This is a genomic window from Duganella sacchari (genome assembly GCF_900143065.1).
GTDB classification, from domain to species: Bacteria; Pseudomonadota; Gammaproteobacteria; order Burkholderiales; family Burkholderiaceae_D; genus Rugamonas; species Rugamonas sacchari.
This window is the reverse complement of sequence record NZ_FRCX01000008.1, coordinates 224,086-248,821: the sequence shown is the minus strand read 5'-3', so window position 1 is coordinate 248,821 and position 24,736 is coordinate 224,086. Positions and strand designations below refer to the sequence as shown.

At 64.7% G+C, this 24,736-nt stretch carries 21 protein-coding genes; 11 read left to right on the top strand and 10 right to left on the bottom strand.

Translation table 11 applies throughout. The features are described from left to right. Window positions 1–33: 33 nt before the first annotated feature. Together BUA36_RS19620 and BUA36_RS19615 are read right to left on the bottom strand one after the other, a co-directional pair. A complete protein-coding gene (locus BUA36_RS19620; protein WP_072787006.1) occupies window positions 34–1,092 on the bottom strand; it encodes a LacI family DNA-binding transcriptional regulator in 1,059 nt (352 codons plus the stop codon). Further along, complete coding sequence (locus BUA36_RS19615; RefSeq protein WP_072787005.1) at window positions 1,079–1,885, bottom strand: polysaccharide deacetylase family protein; 807 nt, start codon at window positions 1,883–1,885, stop codon at window positions 1,079–1,081. Before BUA36_RS19615 ends, BUA36_RS19620 begins: the two co-directional genes overlap by 14 nt. A 263-nt stretch (window positions 1,886–2,148) precedes the next feature. On the opposite strand from BUA36_RS19615, the gene BUA36_RS19610 reads away from it, so the two are divergent. The 5 genes from BUA36_RS19610 (at window position 2,149) to BUA36_RS19590 (ending at window position 9,981) form a co-directional block, all read left to right on the top strand. Further along, window positions 2,149–5,109, top strand: coding sequence for a TonB-dependent receptor (locus tag BUA36_RS19610; protein WP_072787004.1), 2,961 nt, complete (start codon window positions 2,149–2,151; stop codon window positions 5,107–5,109). Between the two features lie 92 nt (window positions 5,110–5,201). Further along, a complete protein-coding gene (locus BUA36_RS19605) occupies window positions 5,202–6,740 on the top strand; it encodes a tryptophan halogenase family protein (protein WP_072787003.1) in 1,539 nt (512 codons plus the stop codon). 13 nt (window positions 6,741–6,753) lie between these two features. Continuing rightward, the gene (locus BUA36_RS19600) at window positions 6,754–7,458 is read left to right on the top strand and encodes a SapC family protein (protein ID WP_072787002.1); all 705 of its coding nucleotides are present in this window, start codon (window positions 6,754–6,756) and stop codon (window positions 7,456–7,458) included. Beyond that, a complete protein-coding gene (locus BUA36_RS19595) occupies window positions 7,451–8,455 on the top strand; it encodes a cupin-like domain-containing protein (RefSeq protein WP_072787001.1) in 1,005 nt (334 codons plus the stop codon). The genes BUA36_RS19600 and BUA36_RS19595 overlap by 8 nt, the downstream gene beginning before the upstream one ends. Before the next feature lie 11 nt (window positions 8,456–8,466). After that, the gene (locus tag BUA36_RS19590; protein ID WP_072787000.1) at window positions 8,467–9,981 is read left to right on the top strand and encodes a tryptophan halogenase family protein; all 1,515 of its coding nucleotides are present in this window, start codon (window positions 8,467–8,469) and stop codon (window positions 9,979–9,981) included. Here BUA36_RS19590 and BUA36_RS19585 read toward each other — a convergent pair. Both BUA36_RS19585 and BUA36_RS19580 read right to left on the bottom strand, forming a co-directional pair. Next, window positions 9,978–10,517, bottom strand: a complete 540-nt coding sequence (locus tag BUA36_RS19585) for a hypothetical protein (RefSeq protein ID WP_072786999.1) — start codon at window positions 10,515–10,517, stop codon at window positions 9,978–9,980. The genes BUA36_RS19590 and BUA36_RS19585 overlap by 4 nt on opposite strands. Before the next feature lie 130 nt (window positions 10,518–10,647). Continuing rightward, the gene (locus BUA36_RS19580; protein WP_072786998.1) at window positions 10,648–11,541 is read right to left on the bottom strand and encodes a LysR family transcriptional regulator; all 894 of its coding nucleotides are present in this window, start codon (window positions 11,539–11,541) and stop codon (window positions 10,648–10,650) included. Between the two features lie 105 nt (window positions 11,542–11,646). Here BUA36_RS19580 and BUA36_RS19575 point away from each other — a divergent pair, with 105 nt between their 5' ends. Then, window positions 11,647–12,387: an SDR family oxidoreductase gene (locus BUA36_RS19575; RefSeq protein ID WP_072786997.1), complete on the top strand. Its 741-nt coding sequence runs from the start codon at window positions 11,647–11,649 to the stop codon at window positions 12,385–12,387. Window positions 12,388–12,394: 7 nt separating this feature from the next. On the opposite strand, the gene BUA36_RS19570 is transcribed toward BUA36_RS19575, so the two are convergent. Beyond that, window positions 12,395–12,925, bottom strand: coding sequence for a superoxide dismutase family protein (locus BUA36_RS19570; RefSeq protein WP_072786996.1), 531 nt, complete (start codon window positions 12,923–12,925; stop codon window positions 12,395–12,397). Between the two features lie 141 nt (window positions 12,926–13,066). On the opposite strand from BUA36_RS19570, the gene BUA36_RS19565 reads away from it, so the two are divergent. After that, a complete protein-coding gene (locus tag BUA36_RS19565; RefSeq protein ID WP_072786995.1) occupies window positions 13,067–13,354 on the top strand; it encodes a PsiF family protein in 288 nt (95 codons plus the stop codon). A gap of 53 nt (window positions 13,355–13,407) precedes the next feature. On the opposite strand, the gene BUA36_RS19560 is transcribed toward BUA36_RS19565, so the two are convergent. Then, window positions 13,408–14,682, bottom strand: a complete 1,275-nt coding sequence (locus BUA36_RS19560; protein WP_072786994.1) for an MFS transporter — start codon at window positions 14,680–14,682, stop codon at window positions 13,408–13,410. A gap of 169 nt (window positions 14,683–14,851) precedes the next feature. Between BUA36_RS19560 and BUA36_RS19555 the strand changes: the two genes are divergently transcribed. From BUA36_RS19555 to BUA36_RS19545, 3 genes are all read left to right on the top strand, one after another. Next, window positions 14,852–15,484, top strand: a complete 633-nt coding sequence (locus tag BUA36_RS19555) for a GIN domain-containing protein (RefSeq protein ID WP_072786993.1) — start codon at window positions 14,852–14,854, stop codon at window positions 15,482–15,484. A 96-nt stretch (window positions 15,485–15,580) separates the two neighbouring features. Further along, window positions 15,581–17,854 (top strand): putative bifunctional diguanylate cyclase/phosphodiesterase, encoded by a 2,274-nt coding sequence (locus tag BUA36_RS19550; protein ID WP_229255760.1) that lies wholly within the window; start codon window positions 15,581–15,583, stop codon window positions 17,852–17,854. Between the two features lie 25 nt (window positions 17,855–17,879). After that, complete coding sequence (locus tag BUA36_RS19545) at window positions 17,880–19,379, top strand: methyl-accepting chemotaxis protein (protein WP_072786991.1); 1,500 nt, start codon at window positions 17,880–17,882, stop codon at window positions 19,377–19,379. 10 nt (window positions 19,380–19,389) lie between these two features. Here BUA36_RS19545 and BUA36_RS19540 read toward each other — a convergent pair whose 3' ends face one another. After that, window positions 19,390–20,256, bottom strand: coding sequence for a head GIN domain-containing protein (locus tag BUA36_RS19540; RefSeq protein ID WP_072786990.1), 867 nt, complete (start codon window positions 20,254–20,256; stop codon window positions 19,390–19,392). Between the two features lie 89 nt (window positions 20,257–20,345). Between BUA36_RS19540 and BUA36_RS19535 the strand changes: the two genes are divergently transcribed. Further along, complete coding sequence (locus tag BUA36_RS19535) at window positions 20,346–20,714, top strand: nucleotide pyrophosphohydrolase (protein ID WP_371851463.1); 369 nt, start codon at window positions 20,346–20,348, stop codon at window positions 20,712–20,714. A 16-nt stretch (window positions 20,715–20,730) separates the two neighbouring features. On the opposite strand, the gene BUA36_RS19530 is transcribed toward BUA36_RS19535, so the two are convergent. The 3 genes from BUA36_RS19530 to BUA36_RS19520 all read right to left on the bottom strand — a co-directional run bounded on the left by BUA36_RS19530 (window position 20,731) and on the right by BUA36_RS19520 (window position 24,723). Further along, the gene (locus BUA36_RS19530; RefSeq protein ID WP_229255759.1) at window positions 20,731–21,630 is read right to left on the bottom strand and encodes an alpha/beta hydrolase family protein; all 900 of its coding nucleotides are present in this window, start codon (window positions 21,628–21,630) and stop codon (window positions 20,731–20,733) included. An 84-nt stretch (window positions 21,631–21,714) separates the two neighbouring features. After that, the gene (locus BUA36_RS19525; RefSeq protein ID WP_072786988.1) at window positions 21,715–24,174 is read right to left on the bottom strand and encodes a TonB-dependent receptor plug domain-containing protein; all 2,460 of its coding nucleotides are present in this window, start codon (window positions 24,172–24,174) and stop codon (window positions 21,715–21,717) included. 54 nt (window positions 24,175–24,228) lie between these two features. Next, a complete protein-coding gene (locus BUA36_RS19520) occupies window positions 24,229–24,723 on the bottom strand; it encodes a RidA family protein (protein WP_072787080.1) in 495 nt (164 codons plus the stop codon). Window positions 24,724–24,736: the final 13 nt, after the last annotated feature.

Below are 24,736 nucleotides of genomic sequence, written 5' to 3'. Positions count from 1 at the left end.
TCGGCACTGCGCTGGCGATGGTGGACGAGTCCATCAACGCCGCGCCGTGGCCTCTGCAGCCGGGTTGCCACCGCTGCGGCCGTCCGGGTTCACCCGCGCCAGCGAGGCGCGCAGCGTCATGGTGACGGGGTAGCGGCGCGTGACGGGGCGCTGCAGGTCGTAGCAGCGGTTGAGCAGGTCGCTGACGCCGTTCTGCGTCATTTCGCGCCACGGCATGTGGACGGTGCTCAGGCGCGGGGCGGAGAATTCGGCGCTGGGCGTGTCGTCGTAGCCGATCACGGAAATCTCGTGCGGCACGCGGATGCCGGCTTCCTGGAAATAGGACAATGCACCGGCCGCCATTTCATCGTTGGCGCAGAACATGGCGCTGCAGCGGCGCCCCGATTCCACCAGTTCCTTGGCGGCCGACCAGCCGCCCGCCGGCGAGAAGTCTTTTTCCACCATCCACATGGCGCTGGTATCGACGCCGGCCGCGGCCAGCTCCTGCTTGAACGCGGTGACGCGCAGCACGTTGTCGGGCAGACCGCCGGGACCGGCCACGATGGCGATGTCGCGGTGGCCGTGGTCCAGCAGGGTGCGCGCGGCGATCTTGCCGCCCGCCTGGTGGTCGACCGTGAAGCATTGCGCGGCGATGCTGTCGAAGTGGTGGTTGAGCACCACCATGGGCTTGGGGCGCGGTCCCATGGCGCTCAGGTCTTCTTCCTGCAGCACGTTGGTCATGAGGATCAGGCCGTCGCAGCCGCGCTCGACCAGGAAGGCCACGCCTTCAATCGCCTGCTGGCGCGCGCCGCCCAGGCCGGCGCCGAAGGCCACCACCATGTGCAGGCCGGCCGCGCGCAGTTCGGTGTCGATGATCTGCAGAATCGGCGTGTAGAAGGTGCCGCTCAGCACAGGGATGTAGACGCCGATCATCTTGCTGTTGCCGGACAGCAGAGTGCGCGCGGCGTGCGAGGGCCGGAAGCCCAGTTCGTCAATCGCGGCGCGCACCTTGGCCAAGGTGGCCGGCGAGACCGAGCCCTTGCCGCTGACCACGCGCGAGGCGGTGCCCAGTCCCACGCCCGCCAGGCGGGCCACGTCTTTAATGGTCGCCACGGTGTTGTCTTTTCACGTAAGTCATGATGTTGAGGAAGGTGTCAGTCCAGTACAGGTCGCGGTGCTGCGCCAGGTACTTTACCAGCTCTTCGTGCGCTTGCGCGCTGGTGGTGAGATAGTCGCCGCCGACGCCGTGGAAGGTAAAGTTGACCATGGTGCCCTGGGCGGCGGCCTGCTGCACCAGCGCGATGAGCTGCGCCCCGCTCTGCCCTTCGGGCGCATACACGCCCACGGCGTACGGGTCCAGCGTCTGCATCGCCGGGGTGACGGCGGCGCCGCCGACCTTGATGGCGACAAAGCCCTGACGCAGGCCGGGCAGGTAGTTGACGCCGGCCGCCAGCACGTCGCCGCACGGCACGGTGTAGGTGCGCTCGCGCTGGCCGTCAATGGCATACAGCATGGTGTTGGCCAGCAGCACCTGGTCCTGCATCTGCGCGGCGCTGGTGGTGTCGAGGTCGCGCTGCGGCTGCACCCAGTCGTGGCCGGGCGCGCTGCGCGCACACTGGTGGAACAGGCTGTGGTTGCCCAGCTCGTGGCCGTGGGCGGCCGCGCGGCGCCAGTCGGCCAGGCGCTGGTCGACCGCCGGGTTGGACAGCTGCAGGTAGAAACTGCCTTTGAGGCCGTACTTGTCCAGCGTCGGGATGGCCTGGTCGAGCTGCGACTTGAGCGCGTCGTCGTAGGCCAGGCTGACTGCGGCGCGGACGCCGTGGGGCCAGACAAAGGGGGCGGCGGCGGTGGCCGCGGCTGGCGCCAGCAGCAACGCTGCCAGGGTCCAGCAGGTGCGTCGTGTCATCCGGAAGCCTCACACATGGAAACGTTACCAGATGATCGCACCCGCGCGCTGCCGCTGTCAACGCCCGGCGCTGGTGGAAATCGATTGGAAACGTTGCCAATTTGCCTCACTTGGCGCCCCTGGCTAGCGGTTTACTAGCAATCTGCTGCGCTGCGAATTGACTTTGATTTTTGATCGATGCTATATTCATCACAGGATTGGAAAGCTTTCCAAGCCTTGCAGAGTAGGCAGGCGGAGTTGTTCATATAAAAACAGGAGATAACATGCATTATCCTAAAGCACGGCAATCACTGATGAGTCTGGCGGTAGCCAGCGCCTGCGCGGCTGCGGCCGCGCAGGCGTACGCGCAGGAGGCGCCGGCCAAGGCGGCCGACGCGCCAGCGGAGGTCCAGAGCGTGGTAGTGACTGGCCTGCGCGCATCGCTGTTCTCGTCGATGAATTTGAAACGCAATTCCGACGGCATCGTCGACGGCATTGTGGCGGAAGACATCGGTAAATTCCCGGACACCAACCTGGCCGAATCGCTGCAGCGCATTTCCGGCGTGTCGATCGACCGCAACATCGGCGAGGGCCAGAAGATCACCGTGCGCGGCGTCGGCCCCGACTTCAACATGGTGCTGCTCAACGGCCGCCAGATGCCGACCTCCAATCTGGGCGACCTCAACGGCCGCGCCTTCGACTTCGCCAACCTGGCGTCGGAAGCGATCTCGCAGATCCAGGTGTACAAGACCAGCCGCGCGGAAACCCCGACCGGCGGCATCGGCGCCACGCTCAATGTCATGACCGCGCGGCCGTTCGACCGTCCGGGCCTGCACGCCAGCATTGGCGCCAAGGGCGTGTATGACACCTCCAATGACAAGCTGCCGCACGACATCCAGGCCAACCGCTCGCTGACGCCGGAAGTGTCGGGCATCTACTCCAACACCTTTGCCAACAACACCTTGGGCGTGGCGCTGACCGGCAGCTACCAGGAACGCAACCTGGGCTTCAACAATGCAGCCGTGTCGAATGGCTGGAAAGGCCCGTTCCGCGGCGATGAAAACAGCTGGGGCGTGATCCCGCAAGGCCCGAGCACCGACTGCCCGGCGTGCGTCATCACCAACCGCCCGACCGGCGGCAATCTGTACTCGGTGCCGCAAAACCTCAACTACAACTTCAACGGCGTCAAACGCCAGCGCACCAATGCCCAGCTGACCTTGCAGTACAAGCCGGTCGACACGCTGGTCACCACGCTCGACTACACCTATTCGGAAAACAAGTTGCAGACCAAGCGCAACGACATCTCGGCCTGGTTCAACTTTGGTCCGTCGAGCAGCGCCTGGACCTCGGGTTCGCCTTCGAGCCCGCTGGTGTACAAGGAGTTCGTGTCGAACAGCGACATCGCCATGGGCGCGGCCGACTTTGCCACCAAGACGCAAAACAAGTCGCTGGGCTTTAACGCCGTGTGGAAGCCATCGAGCACGCTGCGCATGGAACTCGACGCCCACCACTCGACCGCCGTGTCGGGCGCCGACAGCCCGTTCGGTTCCAGCAACACGCTGGGCACCGCCAGCTTCAGCCGCGGCAACACCACGGCCGACTTCAGCCACGACTTCCCGGTCCTCAGCATCGAGGGCGCCGACTTTGTCGGCAAGCCGCAGCAGGTCACCGGTTCGGTATTCACCAATTCCTATATGAAGGGCGAAGTCGAGCAGCTGCAGGCCAAGGGCGCGTGGAAAGTGCTGGAAGCGTCCGAAGTCAAGTTCGGCCTCAACTACACCAAGGTGGACAACCGCTCGGCCTTCTCCAACAACCAGCGCGACACCTGGGGCGGCGCCACCAAGCCCTCCGACTACCCAAGCAGCCTGTGGCACCCTGACACGCTGCGCCAGTACTTCGACAAGATCGACGGCAGCGGCAATCCGAACCTGTTCAACCAGTTCTACACCTTCAACTTCGCGCAGGTGCGCCAGGTGGTGGCGAATGCGTCCGGCCAGCCGAATCTGTACATGCCGAAGAACTACTTCGACAACGATGCGCGCACCGAAGAGAAATCCAAGGCGCTGTACCTGCAGTTCAACACCGACTGGGATACCAGGCTGCCGATCCACACCTCGGTGGGCGTGCGCTACGAGAAGACCGATGTGGTGTCGACCGCGCTGGTGCCGTCCGCCACCAAGATCAGCTGGGTGTCGCAGAACGAGTTCCCGATCACGTTTGGCGATCCGACCTTCACTACCCTGACCGGCCGCTACCACAACCTGCTGCCCAGCTTTGACTCCGACATCGAGCTGACCTCGGACCAGAAGCTGCGCTTCAGCTATGGCGAAACGATTGGCCGTCCGCGCTATGACCAGATCCAGGGCGGCACCACGCTGAACTCGCTGGTGCGGACCGACGGCGGCACCGGTTCGGCCGGCAATCCGGCGCTGAAACCGGTCAAGTCGAAAAACTTCGACCTGTCCTACGAGTGGTACTACGGCAAGCAGAACTTCGTGTCGCTGGGCCTGTTCAAGAAGAACCTCGAGAACTACGCCGGCCAGTCGCGCGTGTTTGCCACGCCGTTCAATCTGCACACGCCGGTGGGCGGCGCGCTGTGGAACGAGGCGATTGCCAGCGCCTGCGCGAATACCGACACCACCTGCATCCGTAACTACATCTTCAAGAACCACCCGACCGCGCCAGGCGTGACGCCGCCAGGGGTCAACGGCGATGTCAACGGCACCATCGTCGGCCAGCCGAGCGATCCGGTCGCGCAGTTCCAGATCACCTCCTTCTCCAACCAGAAGAAGGCCAGCCTCAACGGCGCCGAGCTCAACCTGCAGCACATGTTCGGCGAAAGCGGCTTTGGCGTGTCGACCAACTACACCTTTGTGCACTCGGGTCTGCGTTACGACAACAATGCGGTGGGCGAGCAGTTTGCGCTGGTGGGCCTGTCCAACTCGTACAATGTGATCGGCATCTACGAGGACAAGAAGTGGACCGGCCGTCTGGCCTACAACTGGCGCGGCCAGTTCCTGTCGTCGACGTTTGACGGTTCGGGACCGAACCCGCAATATGTGGAACCGTATGGCCAGGTGGACGTGAGCCTGACCTATGCCTACAACGAGAAGCTGAGCTTCCAGCTGGAAGGCATCAACGTGACCAACCAGATCCAGCGCGTGCATAGCCGCACCCAGCAGCAGCTGGAATCGGTGACGCAAGGGGGGCCGCGTTACATGATCGGCGCGCGCTACAAGTTCTAAGCGTTGTAGCGACGCGACTGCGAGGCCGCTGTGAGGACAGCGGCCTTTTTTCGGTTAGAATTTTCGTACGCCATTACGTAATAAGGGACTGTATGCTGAGACGTATCGTGATCGTAGGCGGTGGTTCCGCCGGCTGGCTGACCGCCGGCCTGATCGCGGCAGAGCACCGCGCCGCGCCCGCCGCGCTGCACATCACGCTGATCGAATCGCCGGACGTGGCGCCGATCGGCGTCGGCGAAGGCACCTGGCCCAGCATGCGCGATACGCTGCGCCGCATCGGCGTGGCCGAATCCGATTTGTTCCGCGCTTGCGACGCCGCCTTCAAGCAGGGCTCGCGCTTCAACGGCTGGGTGGATGGCAGCGCGGACGACAGCTACTTCCATCCGTTCTCGCTGCCGCAGGGCTATGGCGAAGTGGACTTGCCGGCGCAATGGCAGGCGCAGCACCCGCAGCGCGCGTTTGCCGACCTGGTCAGCTATCAGCCGCTGCTGTGCGTGCAGGGCCGCGCCCCCAAGCAGGTGGTGACGCCCGAGTATGCGGCCGTGGCCAACTACGGCTACCACCTCGATGCCGGCAAGTTCGGCCTGTTCCTGCGCCAGCACTGCCAGGAAAAGCTCGGCGTGCACTACGTCGCCGACCATGTGCTGAGCGTGGTGTCGCATGACAACGGCGACATTGCCGCGCTGCGCACGCAGCAGCATGGCGCCATCGAGGCCGAGCTGTTCATCGATTGCACCGGCATGCAGTCGCTGCTGCTGGGCCAGCACTATGGCGTGCCGCTGGTCCCGCAGCAGCATGTGCTGTACAACGACGCCGCACTGGCGGTGCAAGTGCCCTACCCGGCCGACGATGATCCGATCGCCTCGCACACCTGCTCCACCGCGCAAAGCGCCGGCTGGATCTGGGACATCGGCCTGCCGACCCGGCGCGGTGTCGGCCATGTGTATGCGAGCCGCTACATCAGCGACGACCAGGCCGAGGCGGAGCTGCGCGCCTACATCGCGCGCACCAGCGGCCAGACCGACATTGCGACGCCGCGCAAGCTGCGTTTCACCCCTGGCTACCGGGAGAAATTCTGGCACCGCAACTGCGTGGCGATCGGCCTGTCGGCCGGCTTCATCGAGCCGCTGGAAGCGTCGGCGCTGGCCATCGTCGAGATGTCGGCCGCCATGGTCAGCGAAGAACTGCCGGCCACGCGCGCGGCCATGGACATCGTCGCCAAGCGTTTCAACGAGGCGTTCACCTACCGCTGGGAACGCGTGATTGACTTCCTCAAGCTGCATTACGTGCTGAGCCAGCGGCGCGACACCGCCTACTGGCGCGACAACACGGATCCGGCCAAGGTGCCCGAGCGCCTGCAGGAGCTGCTGACGCTGTGGCAGCACCGGGCGCCGTCGCGCAGCGATTTCTACCGCATCGAAGAAGTGTTCCCGTCCGCCAGCTACCAGTACATCCTGTACGGCATGGGTTTCCGCAGCGATTTCAGCCGCGCGCCCAAACCGCAGGAAGCGGCCATGGCGGACGGCTATTTCCATGAAGCGGCCAGTCTGGCGCGCAAAATGCTGGGCGCGCTGCCGGACAACCGCGCCCTGATCCACCACATCAAGCGTCACGGCTTGCAAAAAATCTAGAACGAGAGACCCCATGGCCCATCCAGTTTTGCTCAACAACCTCGAACACCGCGAGCTGCGCGTGATCACCCGCCGTGGCGCCGCGCTGGGCGACCAGCTCATGTCGGTGCCGACCTTCCCGTCCGAATTCCGCGACGTCCAGGCCTGCTATCCCATCGTCTTCCGCAAGACCACCGATGGCCTGGGCTTCGAGCCGATCGCGCTGTTCGGCTTTGAGGACGGCGAGAACCTGTTCCTGCGCGGCGAGCGCTGGGACGCGCCCTACATCCCGCTGCTGCACGACCGCCAGCCGTTCCTGATCGGCGTCAGCGGCGAAGAGCTCATGGTGAATGTCGATCTCGAGCACCCGCGCGTGAGCCGCAGCGAGGGCGTCGAAGTATTCAAGCCGCACGGCGGCAGCACCGAGTTCCTGGAGCAGGCCAACTCGATGCTGCTGGCCATCCACCACGGCCTGCAAGGCACGCCGGGCCTGGTTGCCGCGCTGCTCGAACACGCGCTGCTGGAAAGCTTTGTGCTGGACGTGGAACTCAACGACGGTTCGCAGAACCGCCTGGTCGGCTTCTACACCATCAACGAAGACCGCCTGCAGGCGCTCAGCGGCGAAGCCATCGTCAAGCTGCACCAGGCCGGCCACCTGCAGGCGATTTACCTGGTGATCGCATCGCTGTCCAACTTCCGCATGCTGATCGACCGCAAGAACGCCACGCGCCATGACTGAGGCCATCCGCGAAGTCAGCGGCCTCGGTCCGACCGACCTGACTGACGCCATCCTGAGCGCCACCGCGCCGCTGGTACTGCGCGGACTGGCGTCGAGCTGGCCCATGGTGCGCGCGGCGCGCGAATCCGACCGCGCCGGCAGCGACTACCTGCGCCGCTACTACCAGGGCGCCACCATCGGCGCCATGCTGGGCGGACCGGAAGCGGCCGGCCGCTTCTTCTACAACAGCGACTTGAGCGGCTTTAACTTCCAGCCCGTGCACGCCAAGCTGACCGGGGTGCTGGACGAGATCGAAGCCAAAAGCGCCATGCACCCGGCGCCGACCATCTACGTCGGCTCGACCACCATCGACACCTGCCTGCCCGGCTTCCGCCAGTTCAATGACCTCGACCTGGGGCGGCGCGACGCGCTGGCCAGCATCTGGATCGGCAACCGCACGCGCATCGCCGCCCACTACGACCTGCCGGACAATGTGGCGGTGGTGGCGGCCGGCCACCGGCGCTTTACGCTGTTCCCGCCCGAGCAGCTGGCCAATCTGTACGTGGGGCCGGTGGACTTCACGCCGGCCGGCCAGGCCATCAGCCTGGTGGATTTCCTGGATCCCGACTTCGACCAATTCCCCCGCTTTGCCGAGGCGCTCAAGCATGCGCAGACCGCCGAGCTGGGACCGGGCGACGCACTGTTCATCCCCAGCATGTGGTGGCACCACATTGAAGCACTCGATCCGTTCAATGTGCTCATCAACTACTGGTGGCGGCAGTCGCCCGACTTCATGGACACGCCGACCAATGCATTGATGGCGGCGTTCCTGACCATGCGCGATTTGCCGCCGGCCCAGCGCAAGGCGTGGCAGGAGATCTTCCGTCACTACATCTTTGAAGCCGATGAACACACGGCCGCCCACATACCGCCCAATGCACGCGGCGCACTGGCGCCGCTCACGGAAGACGGCGCCCGCGCCCTGCGTACGCAATTACTCAAAAGACTGAACCGCTAAAGGAGACAACCATGCGTGACACTAACAATCGCCAGCCGGTACGGCGCGTCGTGATCTGCGGCGGCGGCACGGCCGGCTGGATGGCGGCGGCTGGCATCTCCAAGGTGCTGGGCAAGCTGCTCGACATCAAACTCATCGAGTCGGAAGAAATCGGCACGGTGGGCGTGGGCGAGGCCACCATCCCGACGCTCATGAACTTCCACAATGTGCTGGAGATCAACGAGCAGGAATTCATGGCCGAAACCCAGGCCACCTTCAAGCTGGGCATCAGCTTTGAAAGCTGGCGCGACGTCAAGCAAGACTATATCCACTCGTTCGGCACCACCGGCATCGACCACTGGACCGCAGGCTTCCAGCACTTCTGGCACAAGGGCGTGGAGCGCGGCGTGGCCAGCGACTATGGCGACTACTGCCTGGAGCTCAAGGCCTCGCTGGAAAACCGCTTTGCCCACCTGCCCAACAACGGCATGAACTACGCCTACCACCTGGATGCGAGCCGCTACGCCAAGTACCTGCGCCGCCTCAGCGAACCACGCGGCGTGCAGCGCATCGAAGGCAAAATCGTCAGCTACGCCAAGCATGACAACGGCGATGTGCGCTCGGTGACGCTGGCCTCGGGACAGGTGATTGAGGGCGACCTGTTCATCGACTGCACCGGCTTCCGCGCGCTGCTGATTGGCGACGCCATGCAGGAAGATGTGGAAGACTGGTCGCAATGGCTGTTCTGCGACCGCGCGATTGCGGTGCAGACCAGCTCGGTGGGCGACGCCGTGCCACTGACGCGCTCGATGGCGCATCAGGCCGGCTGGCAGTGGCGCATTCCGCTGCAGCACCGCGTCGGCAACGGGATTGTGTATTCCAGCCGCCATCTGGACGAGGAGACGGCGCACAAACAACTGCTGGCCAATGTGGAAGGCAAGACGCTGATTGAACCGCGCGTGATCAAGTTCAAGCCGTGTCAGCGCCGCAATACCTGGAAAGGCAATGTGGTGGCGATCGGCCTGTCCAGCGGCTTCCTGGAGCCGATCGAGTCGACCAGCATCCACCTGATCCAGCGCAGCGTGATCCGCCTGATGCAGTCGTTCCCGTCGGATGGCATCCAGCAGGCCGATATCGACGAATACAACGCCCAGTGCAACCGCGAGATCGACCACATCCGCGATTTCATCATCCTGCACTACCACGTCAACAACCGTACGGATGCGCAGTTCTGGATCGATGCGCGCGAGATGCGCATTCCGGAGTCGCTCAAGCACCGCATTGACCTGTTCAAGGAAACCGGCCGCGTGTTCCGCATCCCGAACGAGCTGTTTGCGGAAAACTCGTGGATACAGGTGATGCTGGGCCAGGGCATCATGCCGAAGTCGCACCACCAGACGGCGGACCTGATGGCCGATGAAGAGCTCAAGGCTTTCCTCGGCGGCATCAAGGGCCGGATCGACCGCACCGTGGTGCAGCTGCCGACGCACCAGGCCTATGTGGAACGCTACTGCGGCCGCGCCGACGCCGGGGCCAAGGCGGCTTAATCAAACACGACGTCTTCAAGGCGGAAGCGGAATTTCCGGCGCTCAGGCAAGCTCCATTCTGCGCCGGGCGTCACATTGCGCGGTGCTGCCGGCCGCTCCGGCACAGGCGCTGGCTGGCTGGCCAGCTCCTGGCGCAGCAGGCGCGCCATCCTGAACTGCTTGTCCTCGGGACGGCGCACCGACAGATCCACCCAGGCGTTGCGCATGCTGCGCGCAAACGACTGCGCAAACTGGTTGGGCGTTACCGCTTTGCCCCGGTGGATGATTTCATCGCCGACCACGCGTGCGTAATTGTGCTCGCCATAGCTCCAGGAGCGCAGCTCGGTTCCTTCGGGCAGAAAGAGCGATTTCCACTGGTAGCCGCGGACGCTGGCGGGATCACAACCGGCCGCGAGCTGGCTTTGCTCGCGCAGCCAAAGCACGATGGCGCTATTGATCGCCGACGACAAGTCCTGCGCGCCGCCGCGTATTTTCAGGACGGAGATCAGCTGCAGCAGGGTATCGGTGTCTACCTGCAGGGTCATTGTGGATTTCATTCGATTTCTCCTTCTGCTTTTCTCTATTTAGATCTGAAATCTCCTGAAAAGTTCAAAGCAGAAGATTTCAGAAAAAAGCAGAACAAAATAGAAGGAAAAACAGAAGACTCGCCACAGGGAGGCGTACGAGCTACCCCATACCCAGGCTGCTCACCAGCGCATCGAACACCAGCCGGATACGCGCGGGCACGGGGCCGCGCTGGGGGCGGTAGACGTAGATGTCCCAGGCGTCGGGCTGCAGTTTTTGCAGCACCGGCACCAGCCGGCCGCTGGCGATATGTTCATCGGCCATGAAGCCCGGCAGCTGGCCGAAGCCGCGGCCCGCCAGGATGGCCTCAAACTCCGCTTCCGAGTCATTGCTCAAAAAGCGTGGATTGACCGGCGAGATGTGCTGGCCGCCGGCAAAATACCATGGCCATGGCCTGCCCGTACTCAGATCACGCAGCGAGGTCGTCGGCAGCTCATGCAACTGCTCCAGCGTTTTCGGCTTGCCGTATTGCGCCACCAGTTCCGGCGTGCCCACCGTGCGGAACGGCGGCGACGCCACGCGGCGCGCCACGTAGCGGCTGTCATGCAGCGAGCCGTAGCGCACACCGATATCGATGCGGTCGTCCACGACATCCGCATGCGTGTCGCTGAGCTGCACGTCAAAGCGCAGCAGCGGATGCTGATTGCCCAGGCGGTGCAGCACCGGCAAGATCAGGCGACGGCCCAGCGCCACCGGCGCCGTCAAACGTACCAGCCCTTCCGGCTGCGACGGCGCCGCTTCCGTTGCTGGCTGAAACAAGGCATCGAGCCGTTGCACGCTGTCGCGCGCCTGCGCGGCAAGATGTTCGCCATAGGTGGTGATCTGCACGCCGCGCGTATTGCGGTGGAATAGCAGCTCGCCCTGCGCCGCCTCCAGATCCTGCACCGCGCGCGTCACCGCCTGCGGCGAGATCCCCAGCCGGGCGGCGGCCTCCTTGAAGTTGCGCGCTTCCGCCGCAGCCACAAAGATGCGCAACATCTCCAAGCGATTGAGCATATAAGAATTCCTGAAATTGGAATTCTCAAATCATATCATTTCCATTTATTCCCATAATCGAACTTCCTATACTGGGCTCATCAACCAACCATCAAGGAGCCTCACATGAACAACATCGAAAACAAAGTCGTCGTCATCACCGGCGCCAGCAGCGGTCTGGGCGAAGCGACCGCGCGCCATCTGGCCGCGCGCGGCGCCGCCGTGGTACTGGCGGCACGCCGCACCGACCGGCTGGAACAGATTGCCGCCGACATCCGCAGCGCCGGCGGCAAGGTGGAAGTAGTGGCCACCGACGTCACCAGCCGCGCGCAGGTACAGGCGCTGATCGACACGGCAGTCAGCGTATATGGCCGTATCGACGTACTGGTCAACAACGCCGGCCTGATGGCGATTGCGCCGCTGGACGAAGTCAAGGTGGAGGAGTGGGACCGCATGATCGACATCAACGTCAAAGGCGTGCTGTACGGGATTGCCGCCGCGCTGCCGCAGTTCCGCAAGCAGAACAGCGGCCATTTCATCAACGTCGCCTCGGTGGCGGGCCTGAAAGTATTCAGCCCGGGCGGCACCGTGTACAGCGGCACCAAGTTTGCGGTGCGGGCGATTTCGGAGGGGCTGCGCCATGAGGTGGGCGGCAGCATCCGCACCACCACCATCGAACCGGGCGCGGTGGACACGGAGCTCAAGCTGGGCAGCTCGCACCAGCAAAGCGCGCAGTTCGTCAACGAGTTCTACAAACTGGCGATCCCGGCGGATTCGGTGGCGCGCGCGATCGCCTACGCCATCGAGCAGCCAGCCGACGTCGATATCAACGAAATCGTGCTGCGCCCGACGGTGCAGGAGTTTTAAGCGGGGCTTACTTGGCAGCGACCACGCCGCAGGCGAGGCGCTTGCCGGAGTTGCCGGTTGGCTGGGTCATGAAATCGTCGGCATCCGCGTGCACGATGAGGCCACGGCCCACCACATTGCCGGCCGCGCCCGCGTCCAGCGAGATCTGGCTGGTTGGCACCACCAGGTGCAGCTTGGCGTTGCCGCTGGCGTCCGCCGTGAGGTTGCCGAAGTCGCCGCCGTGATGCATGGCGTGGGCCGGATCGCCGTGCTGCTGGCTGCCCGGGTTGAAATGGCCGCCGGCGCTGGTGCCGTCCGGCGCGCTGCAATCGCCCTTCTCGTGCAGGTGGAAACCGTGCACGCCCGGGGTCAGGCCCTTGACGTCGGCGTCGATGGTCAGCTTGCCATCCTGCTGCGCAAAGCGCACGGTGCCGCTGACGTTGTTGCCCTGGGTCGGTTTCAGTTCCGCTTCAGCGGTGGTGGCGGCCGCTTGCGCCAGGCCAGTGGCCGCCATGGCCAGACAAACCGCCAGCAGGCGGGAAATCGAAGGACGGTGCATGAGGTGTCTCCAAAAAAATAAGCAGGCCATTATTGTTGCATTATTTTTACGGAACGTGCGTTTCGTTTTGTTTCAACCGGCATTTCCTTTGTGTTGCAATGTCGGCTATAGTGAGCCCATGTTCAACCGAGGGAGTGCCCCATGAAGAAACTGTTCGTAGCCAGCCTGATCCTGTCGCTGAGCGGCGCCGTGCTGGCGGCCGAGCCGACCGCCCAGCAAAACAAGATGAAAACCTGTAATGCGGACGCCGCCGGCAAAAAGGGCGATGAGCGCAAGGCCTTCATGAAGGAGTGCCTGAGCGCCAAGCCGGCCGCCGAAGCGCCCAAGCTGACGCAGCAGGACAAAATGAAGAAATGTAATGCCGATGCCACCGGCAAAAAAGGCGACGAACGCAAAACCTTCATGAAGGAATGCCTGAGCAACAAGTAAGCGCCGCCGCTGCCAGGCCAACGCCATCCGCCGGATGGCGTTTTTTTTTGCGCCTAGGCCGCGTGCTGCTGCTGGCGGTCCTGGCGCCGGTACAGCATCAGCGTGGCAAACAGGCCGCACACGGCAGCTACTGTCATCCACCAGCCCGGCGCGCTCTTGTCGCCGGTGTACTCGATGAGGCCGGTGGCGATGGCGGGCGTAAAGCCGCCAAACAGCGCCGTGGCCAGGCTGTAGGCCAGCGAGAAGCCCACCGTGCGGACCTCGGCCGGCATGACTTCGGTGAGCGCCACCACCATCGCGCCGTTGTAGCTCGCGTACAGGAAGGACAGCCACAGCTCCACGGCCAGCATGCGCGCAAAGCCTGGCGACTGCACCAGCCAGTGCAGCGCCGGATACGCGGTCAGGATGGTCAGCACCGTAAAGCACAGCAGCAGCGGGCGCCGCCCCACGCGGTCCGACAGCGCGCCCATGACCGGTAGCCAGAGGAAGTTGGAGACGCCGATCGCGGCCGTCACCAGCAGCGCGTCGGCGCTGCTCAGGTGCAGCACGCTCTTGCCAAAGGTCGGCGTGTACACGGTGATGAGGTAGAACGACACGGTGGTCATGGCCACCAGCAGCATGCCGCAGATCACCAGCCCCCAGTTGTTCAGCATGGACTGGAAAATCTCGCGCACTTCCGGCCGGTGCTTGCGGGCCATGAACGCCTCGGTCTCCTGCAGCGAGCGGCGGATGACAAACAGCACCGGCACGATCAGGCAGCCGATGAAGAACGGGATGCGCCAGCCCCAGGCGCTGATCTCGGCCGGCGCCAGCCACTGGTTCAGCGCAAAGCCCAGCGCGGCCGCCACCACCACCGCCACCTGCTGGCTGGCCGACTGCCAGCTTACATAAAAACCCTTGTGGCCCGGCGTCGCCATCTCCGACAGATACACCGAGACGCCGCCCAGCTCGACGCCGGCCGAAAAGCCCTGCAGCAGACGGCCGATCAGCACCAGCGCCGGCGCCAGATAGCCAAGCGTCGCATAGCCCGGCACACAGGCGATCAGCAGCGTGCCCATGGCCATCAGCGCCAGCGTGACGATCAGCCCCTGGCGGCGGCCCACGCGGTCGACATAGGCGCCCAGCAGGATGGCGCCCAGCGGGCGCATCAGGAAACCGGCGCCAAACGTCATGAAGGTCAGCATCAGCGACGCCAGCTCGTCGCCGGACGGGAAGAATGCGGCCGCAATGGCATTGGCATAAAAGCCGAACAGGAAGAAATCAAACATCTCCATGAAATTACCGCTGACCACGCGGATCACGGTAGCGAACTGGCTGGACTTCGGCATACACACCTCGCGCAAAAAAACCACAGATGGCCACCACTATAGTGGAAAACAGTCGCCGCCCAACAACACAGCGCCGGAAATCCACCATTCGTCGCAAACTCTTCGGCAGGCCCGGGCAAGTTCAGTAAAATTAATGTGTCGAATTTGCCAACCTTACCGAGGAATTATCATGCGCCGTACCGCTGTTGCCGTCCTGATCCCCGCCCTGTTTGCCGCGAGCGCCGCCGCGCAGGCGGCCGAGTCCACCCGCAAGCTGCCGTCCTTCATTGCCATCAACGCCAAAGGGGCGTTTTCCATGAACGTCGACGTGGGCCAGGCGCAGTCGGTGGTGGTCAGCGGCGAAGAGCGCTTCGTGGCCGCGCTCAAGACCGAAGTCATCGACAACGAACTGCAAATCTCGCTGCCGGAAAAGCTGCTCAGCAACGCCAAGGGCGCACCGCGCCTGAGCATCACGCTGCCCGCGCTGAGCCGGGTCAAGGTCGAGGGCGCCGGCGAAGCCATCATCAACAACGTCAACAGCGAGCGCCTCGACATCAGCTACCAGGGCGCCGGCCACCTGGCGGCCAGCGGCAAGGTCAAATACCTGCGCCTGTTCGCGCGCGGGGTGGGCGAAGTGGACGCCAAACAAGTCCTGGCCGAGCGCGTCGACGTCCAGTTTGAAGGCGTCGGCGACGTCCGCGTGCACGCCACCGACACGCTCAATGCGGTGGCCAAGGGCATCGGCAGCCTGACCTACTACGGCCACCCGAAAACCGTCAACAAGTCGGTGGCCGGCATCGGCAACGTCAAGGCCGGCGATTAATCCAGCAACTAATTGCCCCGGTGACACACGGTGCGAATGCGGGTAGTATCGGTGACATAAGAACCGCAACGCATCCTGGAGGTGTCCCCTGTGGCTGTGGCAAACGACATAGCGCACTGGCGCGCGCAAATCTTTGCGAGGCTGCTGCTGGTCGTGTTCATCCTGGGCATGGTCACCGCCATCCCCAGCGTGCTGCTGGCCGTCAGCGAAGGCATGTGGTCGATCGCGATCGTCGACACGCTGGCCCTGGTGTGGATCGGCGTGATCTGGCGCTGGCGCCGGCTCGGCTACACCGCGCGCGTGGTCAACTTCCTGGCCGTGGCCATGGTGGTCGGCGTGGCGCTGCTGCTCAAGGTCGGCCCGGTCAGCCAGATCTACCTGCTGGCGGTGCCGGTGCTGGCGGCGCTGCTGCTGGGCCTGCGCCCGGCGCTGTGGACGCTGCTGCTGGCCGGCCTGGCCGTGATGGTGTTGGGCTTTGACGATAACGTCAATCTGCACCTGGCCGGCCTGCCCGACTACGGCTTCCTCAAGGCCGCCATCATCTCGATCAACTTCATGTTCATGACCGCCGTACTGACGCTGTCATGCGCGGTGCTGCTGCAGCACCTGGAACGCTCGTTCGACCGGCTGTCCGCGCTCAACGCCGAACTGCGCCTGACCTCGGCCGCGCTGGCGCGCCTCAACGACATGGTGCTGATTGCCGAAGTCGACCAGCAGGCCGGCGCGGCCGCGCCGTCGCAGCACATCATCTTTGTCAATCCCGCGTTCGAGCGCCGCACCGGCTACCGGCGCGACGAGGTGCTGGGCCAGAACCTGCGCATGCTGCGCGGCCCTGCCACCGAACAGGCGGTGGTGGCCGACATCGAACGCGCCATGGCGCGCAGCGAAACCGTGCGCGCCGAGCTGCTCAACTACACCAAGGCCGGCGAGCCCTACTGGGTGGAAACCGAACTGGTGCCGTTTGCCGACGAGGGCGGCGTCAACACCCACTGGGTGGCCGTCGAACGCGACATCACCGAGCGCAAGAAATCGCAGGACGACATCCACCGCCTGGCCTTCTTTGACGTGCTGACCGGCCTGCCCAACCGCCGCCTGCTGATGGACCGCATCGACAAGCTGCTGGCCAGCTCCGAGCGCGGCGCCACCTACAGCGCCGTGATGTTCATAGACCTCGACCGCTTCAAGACCATCAACGACGCCCGCGGCCACGCGATCGGCGACGCCCTGCTGTGCAACGCCGCCGACCGCCTGAGCAAATTGATGCGCAAGGCCGACACCGTGGCGCGCATCGGCGGCGACGAATTCGTGGTGCTGCTGGGCCACCTGTCGCACACGCTGCACGAGGCCAGCCACGCCGCCCTCACGGTGGCCGAAAAAATCCGCACCACCATCGGCCAGGACTTCAGCATCGAAGGCCAGACCTACAACTCCACCGCCAGCATCGGCGTCACCATGCTGCCGCGCAGCGGCGCCGGCGGCCAGAGCGCGCAAGACCTGCTGCGCGAAGCCGACACCGCCATGTACCGCGCCAAGTCGGACGGGCGCAACGGCATCGCCTTCTTTGAAAGCGCGATGCAGGCCGAAGTGGAACGCCGCCTGACGCTGGAACGCGACCTGGTGGCCGCGCTGGCCGCCGGCGAACTGCAGATGCACGTGCAGGCCCAGGTCGACCGCGACGGCCGCGCAGTGGGCGGCGAACTGCTGATGCGCTGGCCGCTGGCCGACGGCAGCATGGTGCCGCCCGGGGTGTTCATCCCGGTGGCGGAAGAATCCGGGCTCATCATCCACCTGGGCGCGTGGGCGCTGCGCCAGGCCTGCGCCGCCGTGCTGCAGCTGCAGGCGGCCGGCCTGGCCATGCCGCTGTCGGTCAACGTCAGCCCCACCCAGTTCCGCCAGGGCGACTTTGTGGCGCAGGTGCAGCAGGCGCTGGCCGACAGCGGCGCGCCGGCCCAGCTGCTGGTACTGGAAGTGACCGAAGGCCTGCTGATCGACAAGATGGACGACACCATCGCCCGCATGCACCAGCTGACCGCACTGGGGCTGCGCTTCTCGATCGACGATTTCGGCACCGGCTATTCGAGCATGGCCTACCTCAAAAAAATGCCGCTGTACGAACTCAAGATCGACCGCAGCTTCATTATGGACACGCCCGACGACGCCAGCAGCAAGGCGCTGGTGCAATCGATCCTGGCGATGGCCGCCCACCTCGGGCTGCGCGTGGTGGCCGAAGGCGTCGAGACGCAGGCCCAGGCCGACTTCCTGATCGCCCACGACTGCAACTGCATGCAAGGCTATCTGTACGCGCGGCCGATGCCGGTGGCCGCGCTGATTGAACAGTTACACCGCAACACGGCCGTGGCCGCCGCATAAGCCACCCACCAAGGGGAGCACTGTCATGAGATTGAGCGTCGCACAAAAAATGGGCCTGCTGGCCGCCAGCGCACTGACCGGCATCGTGCTGCTGGCCAGCGTCAGCCAGTACCAGATGGAGCAGGTGTACGAGGCCGCCAACTACTCCACCGTCAACACCGTGCCCAGCGTGGTGACGCTGGACCGCCTGCGCGACAGCGTGCTGCGCCTGCGCATCCGCGTCAACCAGCACGTGCTCAATACCGACGACAAAAAACTCGCCGAGATCGACAAGGGCATCGACGAAATGCGCGTGCTGGTGGACCAGAACCTCAAGAAATACGAGGCGCTGATTTCCGACGACAAGGACAAGGCCATCCTCGCCAAAGAGCGCGACGCCTGGACCCAGGTGCAGCCGCAGATCGCCGCAGTGCTGGTGGAATCGCGCGCCAACCACAACGACAAGGCGCGCGTCCTGCTGGAGCAGGCGCGCCCGGCGATCCAGGTGCTGCAGGGCGCCATCGACGAACACTTTGACTACAACGTCGCACTGGGCCAGCAAGGCGCCGACAGCGCGGTGGCCGCCAAGAAGACGGCGGTGCGCAACGCCATCGTGATTGCCGTCGCTACGCTGCTGGTGGTGGCGCTGATCGCCGGCCTCATCACGCGCGTGCTGCTGCGGCAGCTCGGCGGCGAACCGGACTACGCGGCCGACATCGTCAACCGCATCGCCAGCGGCGACCTGACGGTGCAGGTCCGGCTCAAGCCCGGCGACACCAGCAGCCTGCTGGCCGCCATGCACACCATGCTGGGCAACCTGGCGCGCGTGGTCACCGAAGTCAACGACGGCGCCGAGGCGCTGGCCAGCGCCTCCGAAGAAGTCAGCGCCACCGCGCAATCGCTGTCGCAGGGCGCCAGCGAACAGGCGGCGGCCGCCGAAGAATCCAGCGCCGCCATCGAACAGATGTCCGCCTCGATCGCGCAAAACACGGAAAACGCCAAAGTCACCGACGGCATGGCCGGCAAGGCCGCGCAGGAAGCGGGCGAAGGCGGCGATGCGGTGCGCTCCACCGTCAGCGCCATGCGCGAGATCGCCCGCAAAATCGGCATCATCGACGACATCGCCTACCAGACCAATCTGCTCGCGCTCAACGCCGCGATCGAAGCGGCGCGCGCCGGCGAACATGGCAAGGGCTTTGCCGTGGTGGCGGCCGAAGTGCGCAAGCTGGCCGAGCGCAGCCAGGTAGCGGCACAGGAAATCGAACAGGTGGCCTCCGGCAGCGTCAACCTGGCTGAAAAGGCCGGCGCCCTGCTTGACACCATGCTGCCCAACATCAAGCGCACCTCCGACCTGGTGCAGGAAATCACGGCCGCCTCGGAAGAACAGTCGACCGGCGCCAGCCAGATCAACGCCGCCATGAGCCAGCTGAGCCAGACCACCCAGCTGAACGCCTCCAGCTCCGAGCAACTGGCCGCCACCGCCGAAGAAATGAGCGGTCAGGCCGAGCAGCTGCAAAGCACCATGGCCTTCTTCAAGGTGCGCTGACGGCGCGGGCTTACTGCACCACGCTGACGCGCTTGCCGCTGATGCTGCGCTGCGACGGATTGCCATACACCGTCACGCTGCCCGAGCCATTGGCGGACGCCACCAGCGACTGCGTCACCGCCGCTGAAATGCTGCCCGAGCCATTGGTATTGAGCTCCGCGCTCTGGCTGGTCAGGCCCGCCAGGTCGGCGCTGCCGGAGCCATTCAGGCGCACCGTCATGCTGCGCACATTGCCGCTGGCGCTGGCGCCGCCCGAACCCTGCACCTCCAGGTTCAGCAGCTCACCGTTCACGCGGCCCAGCGCCAGCTGGCCCGAACCGCTCAGGCGCGCTACTGTGCTGCCGCTTTCCAGGCCGCCCGCATTAAGGCCGCCCGAGCCGTTCAGGCGCGCGTCCAGCCGGCTCACATTGCCGTCCAGGCGCACCGCCCGCGAGCCGTTCAGGGACAGGCTCAGCGGACCGCCATGCAGGCCGCTGATGTGCATATTGCCCGAACCATTGGCGCTGACCTGGCGCAGCTCCGGCGTGGTGTAGGTGATGCGCAGCGGATGGCTGGTACGCACGCTGCCATCGATCCAGATGCGCAGCGTGCCGCTGCTGGCATCGGTGCGCAGCAGCGGCAGGATGTTGCTGTCGCCTTCCACCTGCAGCGACGGCGCCTGGCCGACACGGATCTCCACCTGCATCGGGCCATTCACATCAATGCCATCGAGCGTGCTGACCTCGCGGCTTTCCGTCGCCTGCTGGCCATTGCCGTCCACCGCATTGCTGCCAAACGCGGATTTGTACTGCATGCCGCCGTCGCCGTCCGGCACGACAATCACGGCGCAGCCGGCGAGGATGGAAAGGGCAGCAAGAGCAAAGATAGTACGGCGCATGGTGGAAATCCTTGAAGTGATAGTGTCGCCACTATAGTCATTCCCATGCGCGCAAGGGCGGCCGTGCGACAAACGGTCAAAAACAGGGGATGAAACGCACAAACGGCGGTGTTACCATATTGGCCATGACCGATGCCCGCTCCGACCTCAACGACCTCCGTGACCGTACCCGCCAGTTCGCCCGTGAACGCGACTGGGCGCCGTACCACACGCCCAAAAACCTGGCCATGGCGCTCTCCGTGGAAGTGGCCGAAGTGGCCGAACACTTCCAGTGGCTGGCCACCGGCACCGCCGACGAAATCAGCGACGCCCAGCGCGCCGCGATCCGCCACGAGCTGGCCGACGTGCTGCTCTACCTGGTGCAGCTGGCCGACAAGATGGACGTCGACCTGCACGCCGCCGCCGTCGACAAGATGGTCCTCAACGCCATCAAGTACCCGGTCGGCCGCAAGCTCTGACGCCGCCGGCGCGCACTTACTGCGCCAGCCCCAGCGCCTGGCGGATCTGCGCCGACACGATGGTCCATGACGGCGACGTCGCCGCCACCTCGTCATAGTGGCTGGCGCCCGGCAGCACCAGCAGCTGCGCCGCATCGCCGGCCGCCTGCGCGCGGCGCGCATAATCCTGGCCCACGCGCGGCGGCGAGACGGTATCGAGTTCACCGTGGATCAGCACCGTGCGGATACCGGCCGGCAGCATCTCGGCCGGCGAAGTATCGCTGAAAATATCCGGCCGCGCCGCGCTGGCCACACCGGCCAGCTGCACCATGTCGCGCTCACAGCTGGTCTTGATCAGCGCCTCCTCGTGGCGCAGGTCGGCCAGGCCGCCAAGGCTGATCACCACCGGCACCGGCAGCGGATCGGCCACATACAGCGGACTGCTGCGCGGCAGCCGCGCGCGCGACGCCGCCCACTGCGCCAGATGCCCGCCCGCCGAATGCCCCACCAGCACCACGCGCGCCAGATCCAGCTGGTGCTGCGGCGCGAGGGTGCGCAGCAAATCCAGCGCCGTCGCCACATCCTGGTACATGCCCGGGTAGCCGCCGCCCTCCTCATCGTAGCGGCGGTATTCCACATTCCACACCGCGATGCCCTGTTCCACCAGGCTGCCGGCCATGCTGCGCATCTGCGTGATGCCGCCAAACGCCTGGGTCCAGCAACCGCCGTGGATCAGCACCACCAGCGGAAACGGCCCCGCGCCCACCGGCAGGAACAGCTGCGCAAACTGCGATGGCGCAGCGCCATACGCCACCTGCTGCGCCGGCGCCGGACCGTTGAGCGCCAGATAATCCTCCAAGGTCATCGGCGTCGTCACCACGCCGCCGGCACTGCCCTCCACCGCCGCCTGCAATCTGCTGCGCATTTTTTCCAGCATGTCCGTACTCCTGATTTTCGAGCCGCCATGCTACACCAAAAAAAAGGCCGCCCGGGAGGACGGCCCAAAGAACTAAACCCCCGCTTAGAACTTGTAGTTGGCGCGCGCGTAGTAGTAGCTGCCGTTGATGCCGAACGGCGAGAACGATGGCAGGATGTTGACCGCCGCGTTGTCGCCCGCCGCCCGCTGGTCGGCCAGCAGCGCCGGATTCACACCGTTGGGATAGGTGTTGAACAGATTGTTCGCGCCCACCGCCACCGACCACGCCGTGCTGATCTTGTAGCCCACTTCCAGGTCGGTGATGCCCTTGGCCGCAATCTCCGTCTTGTGGTACACCGAACCATCTTCACTGCCGTACTCCGACGACTTGCCATAAATCGCCTCGCGCAGGTTGACGGTCCAGTTACCGATCTTCCACAGCGCACCCAGATTCATGCGCATGCGCGGCGACGCCGTCTCCAGGTCCGAAATCGCCGTCTTGTCGAGCAGCGTTTGCGGCAGCAGCTGCGCCGGCGCCTGGTTGATCTTGGTGACTTCCACCTTGTTGTAGTTGGCGGCAATCGACCAGTCCACCTTGCCGGCGGTGCCGTAGTTGGAGTTAATCGTCGTCACAAACTCCAGGCCGCGGCTGCGCGTGTCCACGCCATTGGAGAAGATGTTGATACCGGTCTGGCTCACCGTGCTGTCGAGTACATTGCCATTGGCCTTGATGGCCGCCGTCACCGCCGGCGAATTCACCGAACCGCCCGAACCATACAGCGCGCCGGAACCGACGATACGGTCGCGTATCTTGATCTGGTAGACGTCCAGCGTGATCGCCACATTGCTGGCCGGGTTCAGCACGATCCCCAGCGACAGGTTGGTCGAACGTTCAGGCTTCAGGCCATCCACGCCCACCAGCCTGGCGCCGGCCGAATTTGGCGCCAGCTGCACAAAGGCCGTGGTCGGGCCAACGTTGGTGGCCGAATAGTATTCCTCCGCCAGCGTCGGCGCACGGAACCCGTTCGAGAAGGTGCCGCGCACCGCCGCCGCTGGCGAGAAGTCATAGCGGCTGGTGATCTTGCCCACCTTGGCGTTGCCGAAATCGCTGAAGTGCTCATAGCGCGCCGCCAGGTCCACCGTCAGGTCAGTCACCGGATTGCCGGCAAAGTCCACATACGCCGCCTGATTGGTGCGGCGGTGGCTACCCGCATCCGTGAGCGAGAAGCCCGGATAGGACTGCGAGCCTTCCTTGTAGCGCGAGGCCGGATCGCCCGCCTCGATCTCATACTTGTCGATGCGGTGCTCGACACCGGCAGCGATGTTCAACGGCTTGGCCCAGCCGATCTCAAACTCCTTGTTGGCCTCCAGCGTGGTGGTGAGCTGGCTCGCAATGAAGGTGCCCGCGCTGAAGTTGGTCGGCGTCGACCCCGTGTCGTTGAACAGCGAGACATTGCCCGAATCGGCCACGCCGATGCGCGCCTTGTCGCGGCCATAGGTCGAGCTCAGGTCCGTATTCCAGCCCGCCAGCTTGCCCTTGACGCCCGCCGTGAAAGCGAAATCCTCCTCCTTCATGGTTTCCTTCGGCGAGAAGCCGTTCGGATAGATCTTCGGCAGACGGCTCGGCAGGCGGTAGTTCTCGAACGCGCGCGCTTCCTTGCGGCCGGCGGTGGCAATCGCATACAGCTGGCTGTCCGGCGCGAAGTCCCAGCCGAAGTTGGCGGCAAACACATTCAGGTGGTACTGCGCGTCGCCCGCGATGTGGTTCACATGCGGATAGCCCGGATGCTGGAACATGGTCGGATAGGCCGCCATATTGGCCGGATCGACCACGCGCGGATCGATGCCGCCACGGTCGCTATAGCCGTGATACTTCGATTCCGCCGTCAGGCTCAGATAGGCGTCGGCAAACGGCTCGACACCGATATTGGCCGAGCCATCCAGCGTGCGGCCGCCGCCATCGACATAGCCGCCGCCGTTGACGGTCGCCGTGCCGCCATGGTTGTTCGACTTCAGGATGATGTTGACCACCCCCGCAATCGCGTCCGAACCATACTGCGCGGCCGCACCATCCTGCAGCACCTCGATATGGTCAATCGCCGACACGGGAATATAGTTCAGGTCAGCCGCCGCGCCGCCCTGGTACGGGCCACCCAGCACCGCCAGGTTGGCGGTGCCATGGCGGCGCTTGCCGTTGATGAGCACCAGCGTATTGTTCGGACTCAGGCCGCGCAAGCGCGCCGACAGCGTCAGGTTGGCGGTGTCGCCGCCAAACGCCTGCGCCGTGAACGACGGCAGATTCTGTGCCAGCGCCTGGATCAGGTCCGGCTGGCCGGTGCGCTGCAGCGAGGCCGAATCGAGCACCTGAATCGGCGACGCGCTGTTCTCCACCTTGATGCCGCTGGAACGCGTTCCGGTGACGATCACCGCGCCCACGTTCGGTGCGGCGCCAACGTCGGCCGAGGCGGCGACATCATCGGCGGCCGGATCGGCCGCATGCGCGACGCCGAACGCCAGGGTGGACAGCACGGCTGCAACGCCGGTCTTGAGTATGGCCTTATGCATAGTTAAATCCCCGTTTGAATGAAAAAGAAAACTGCTGAATGCCTGTGGCCTGTTCTATTTTTTCGCTGCGACGACCTCGATCTCCACCAGCCAGCCCGGATTGCTCAGGCCCGCCACCTGCACCACCGCGCGCGCCGGCAGATTGGGCTGGCTGCCGCCGAAGTACTGGGTGTAGGCCTCCATAAAGCCCTTGGTGTCAGCCTTGCCGCCCTTGGCCGGATCGCCGACCAGGAACACCTGCATCTTCACCACGTCCGACATCTCCAGCTTCATGCCCTGCAGGATTTCCTTGATCTTCTTCAGCACCGACTCCGACTGCGTTTTGGTGTCGCCAAACGCCGCCAGCGAATCCGGCGCCGCTGCCGCATCCACCACCGCCGGCACCTGGCCGCTGATGAAGTGGATCGTGGCAGTCGACGGCACCGTCACCGCCAGCGCAATCGGAAAATCGGAATTGGGAATCTTGTGGCGCACGATGTCCGCTTTCGGCGCGGCCGCCGCACTACCCACAGCAGCGCACATCAACACGGTGGCAAATACTTTTTTCATGGAGTTCATCTCT

Excerpts from the sequence above, each read along its gene's own strand:
- BUA36_RS19570 (WP_072786996.1), bottom strand. The coding sequence starts at position 12,925 with ATGCACCGTCCTTCGATTTCCCGCCTGCTGGCGGTTTGTCTGGCCATG.
- BUA36_RS19530 (WP_229255759.1), bottom strand. The coding sequence starts at position 21,630 with ATGCTGGAAAAAATGCGCAGCAGATTGCAGGCGGCGGTGGAGGGCAGT.
- BUA36_RS19590 (WP_072787000.1), top strand. The coding sequence starts at position 8,467 with ATGCGTGACACTAACAATCGCCAGCCGGTACGGCGCGTCGTGATCTGC.
- BUA36_RS19565 (WP_072786995.1), top strand. The coding sequence starts at position 13,067 with ATGAAGAAACTGTTCGTAGCCAGCCTGATCCTGTCGCTGAGCGGCGCC.
- BUA36_RS19600 (WP_072787002.1), top strand. The coding sequence starts at position 6,754 with ATGGCCCATCCAGTTTTGCTCAACAACCTCGAACACCGCGAGCTGCGC.
- BUA36_RS19580 (WP_072786998.1), bottom strand. The coding sequence starts at position 11,541 with ATGCTCAATCGCTTGGAGATGTTGCGCATCTTTGTGGCTGCGGCGGAA.
- BUA36_RS19545 (WP_072786991.1), top strand. The coding sequence starts at position 17,880 with ATGAGATTGAGCGTCGCACAAAAAATGGGCCTGCTGGCCGCCAGCGCA.
- BUA36_RS19555 (WP_072786993.1), top strand. The coding sequence starts at position 14,852 with ATGCGCCGTACCGCTGTTGCCGTCCTGATCCCCGCCCTGTTTGCCGCG.
- BUA36_RS19615 (WP_072787005.1), bottom strand. The coding sequence starts at position 1,885 with ATGACACGACGCACCTGCTGGACCCTGGCAGCGTTGCTGCTGGCGCCA.
- BUA36_RS19520 (WP_072787080.1), bottom strand. The coding sequence starts at position 24,723 with ATGAAAAAAGTATTTGCCACCGTGTTGATGTGCGCTGCTGTGGGTAGT.
- BUA36_RS19535 (WP_371851463.1), top strand. The coding sequence starts at position 20,346 with ATGAAACGCACAAACGGCGGTGTTACCATATTGGCCATGACCGATGCC.
- BUA36_RS19560 (WP_072786994.1), bottom strand. The coding sequence starts at position 14,682 with ATGCCGAAGTCCAGCCAGTTCGCTACCGTGATCCGCGTGGTCAGCGGT.
- BUA36_RS19585 (WP_072786999.1), bottom strand. The coding sequence starts at position 10,517 with ATGAAATCCACAATGACCCTGCAGGTAGACACCGATACCCTGCTGCAG.
- BUA36_RS19605 (WP_072787003.1), top strand. The coding sequence starts at position 5,202 with ATGCTGAGACGTATCGTGATCGTAGGCGGTGGTTCCGCCGGCTGGCTG.
- BUA36_RS19525 (WP_072786988.1), bottom strand. The coding sequence starts at position 24,174 with ATGCATAAGGCCATACTCAAGACCGGCGTTGCAGCCGTGCTGTCCACC.
- BUA36_RS19540 (WP_072786990.1), bottom strand. The coding sequence starts at position 20,256 with ATGCGCCGTACTATCTTTGCTCTTGCTGCCCTTTCCATCCTCGCCGGC.
- BUA36_RS19575 (WP_072786997.1), top strand. The coding sequence starts at position 11,647 with ATGAACAACATCGAAAACAAAGTCGTCGTCATCACCGGCGCCAGCAGC.
- BUA36_RS19610 (WP_072787004.1), top strand. The coding sequence starts at position 2,149 with ATGCATTATCCTAAAGCACGGCAATCACTGATGAGTCTGGCGGTAGCC.
- BUA36_RS19595 (WP_072787001.1), top strand. The coding sequence starts at position 7,451 with ATGACTGAGGCCATCCGCGAAGTCAGCGGCCTCGGTCCGACCGACCTG.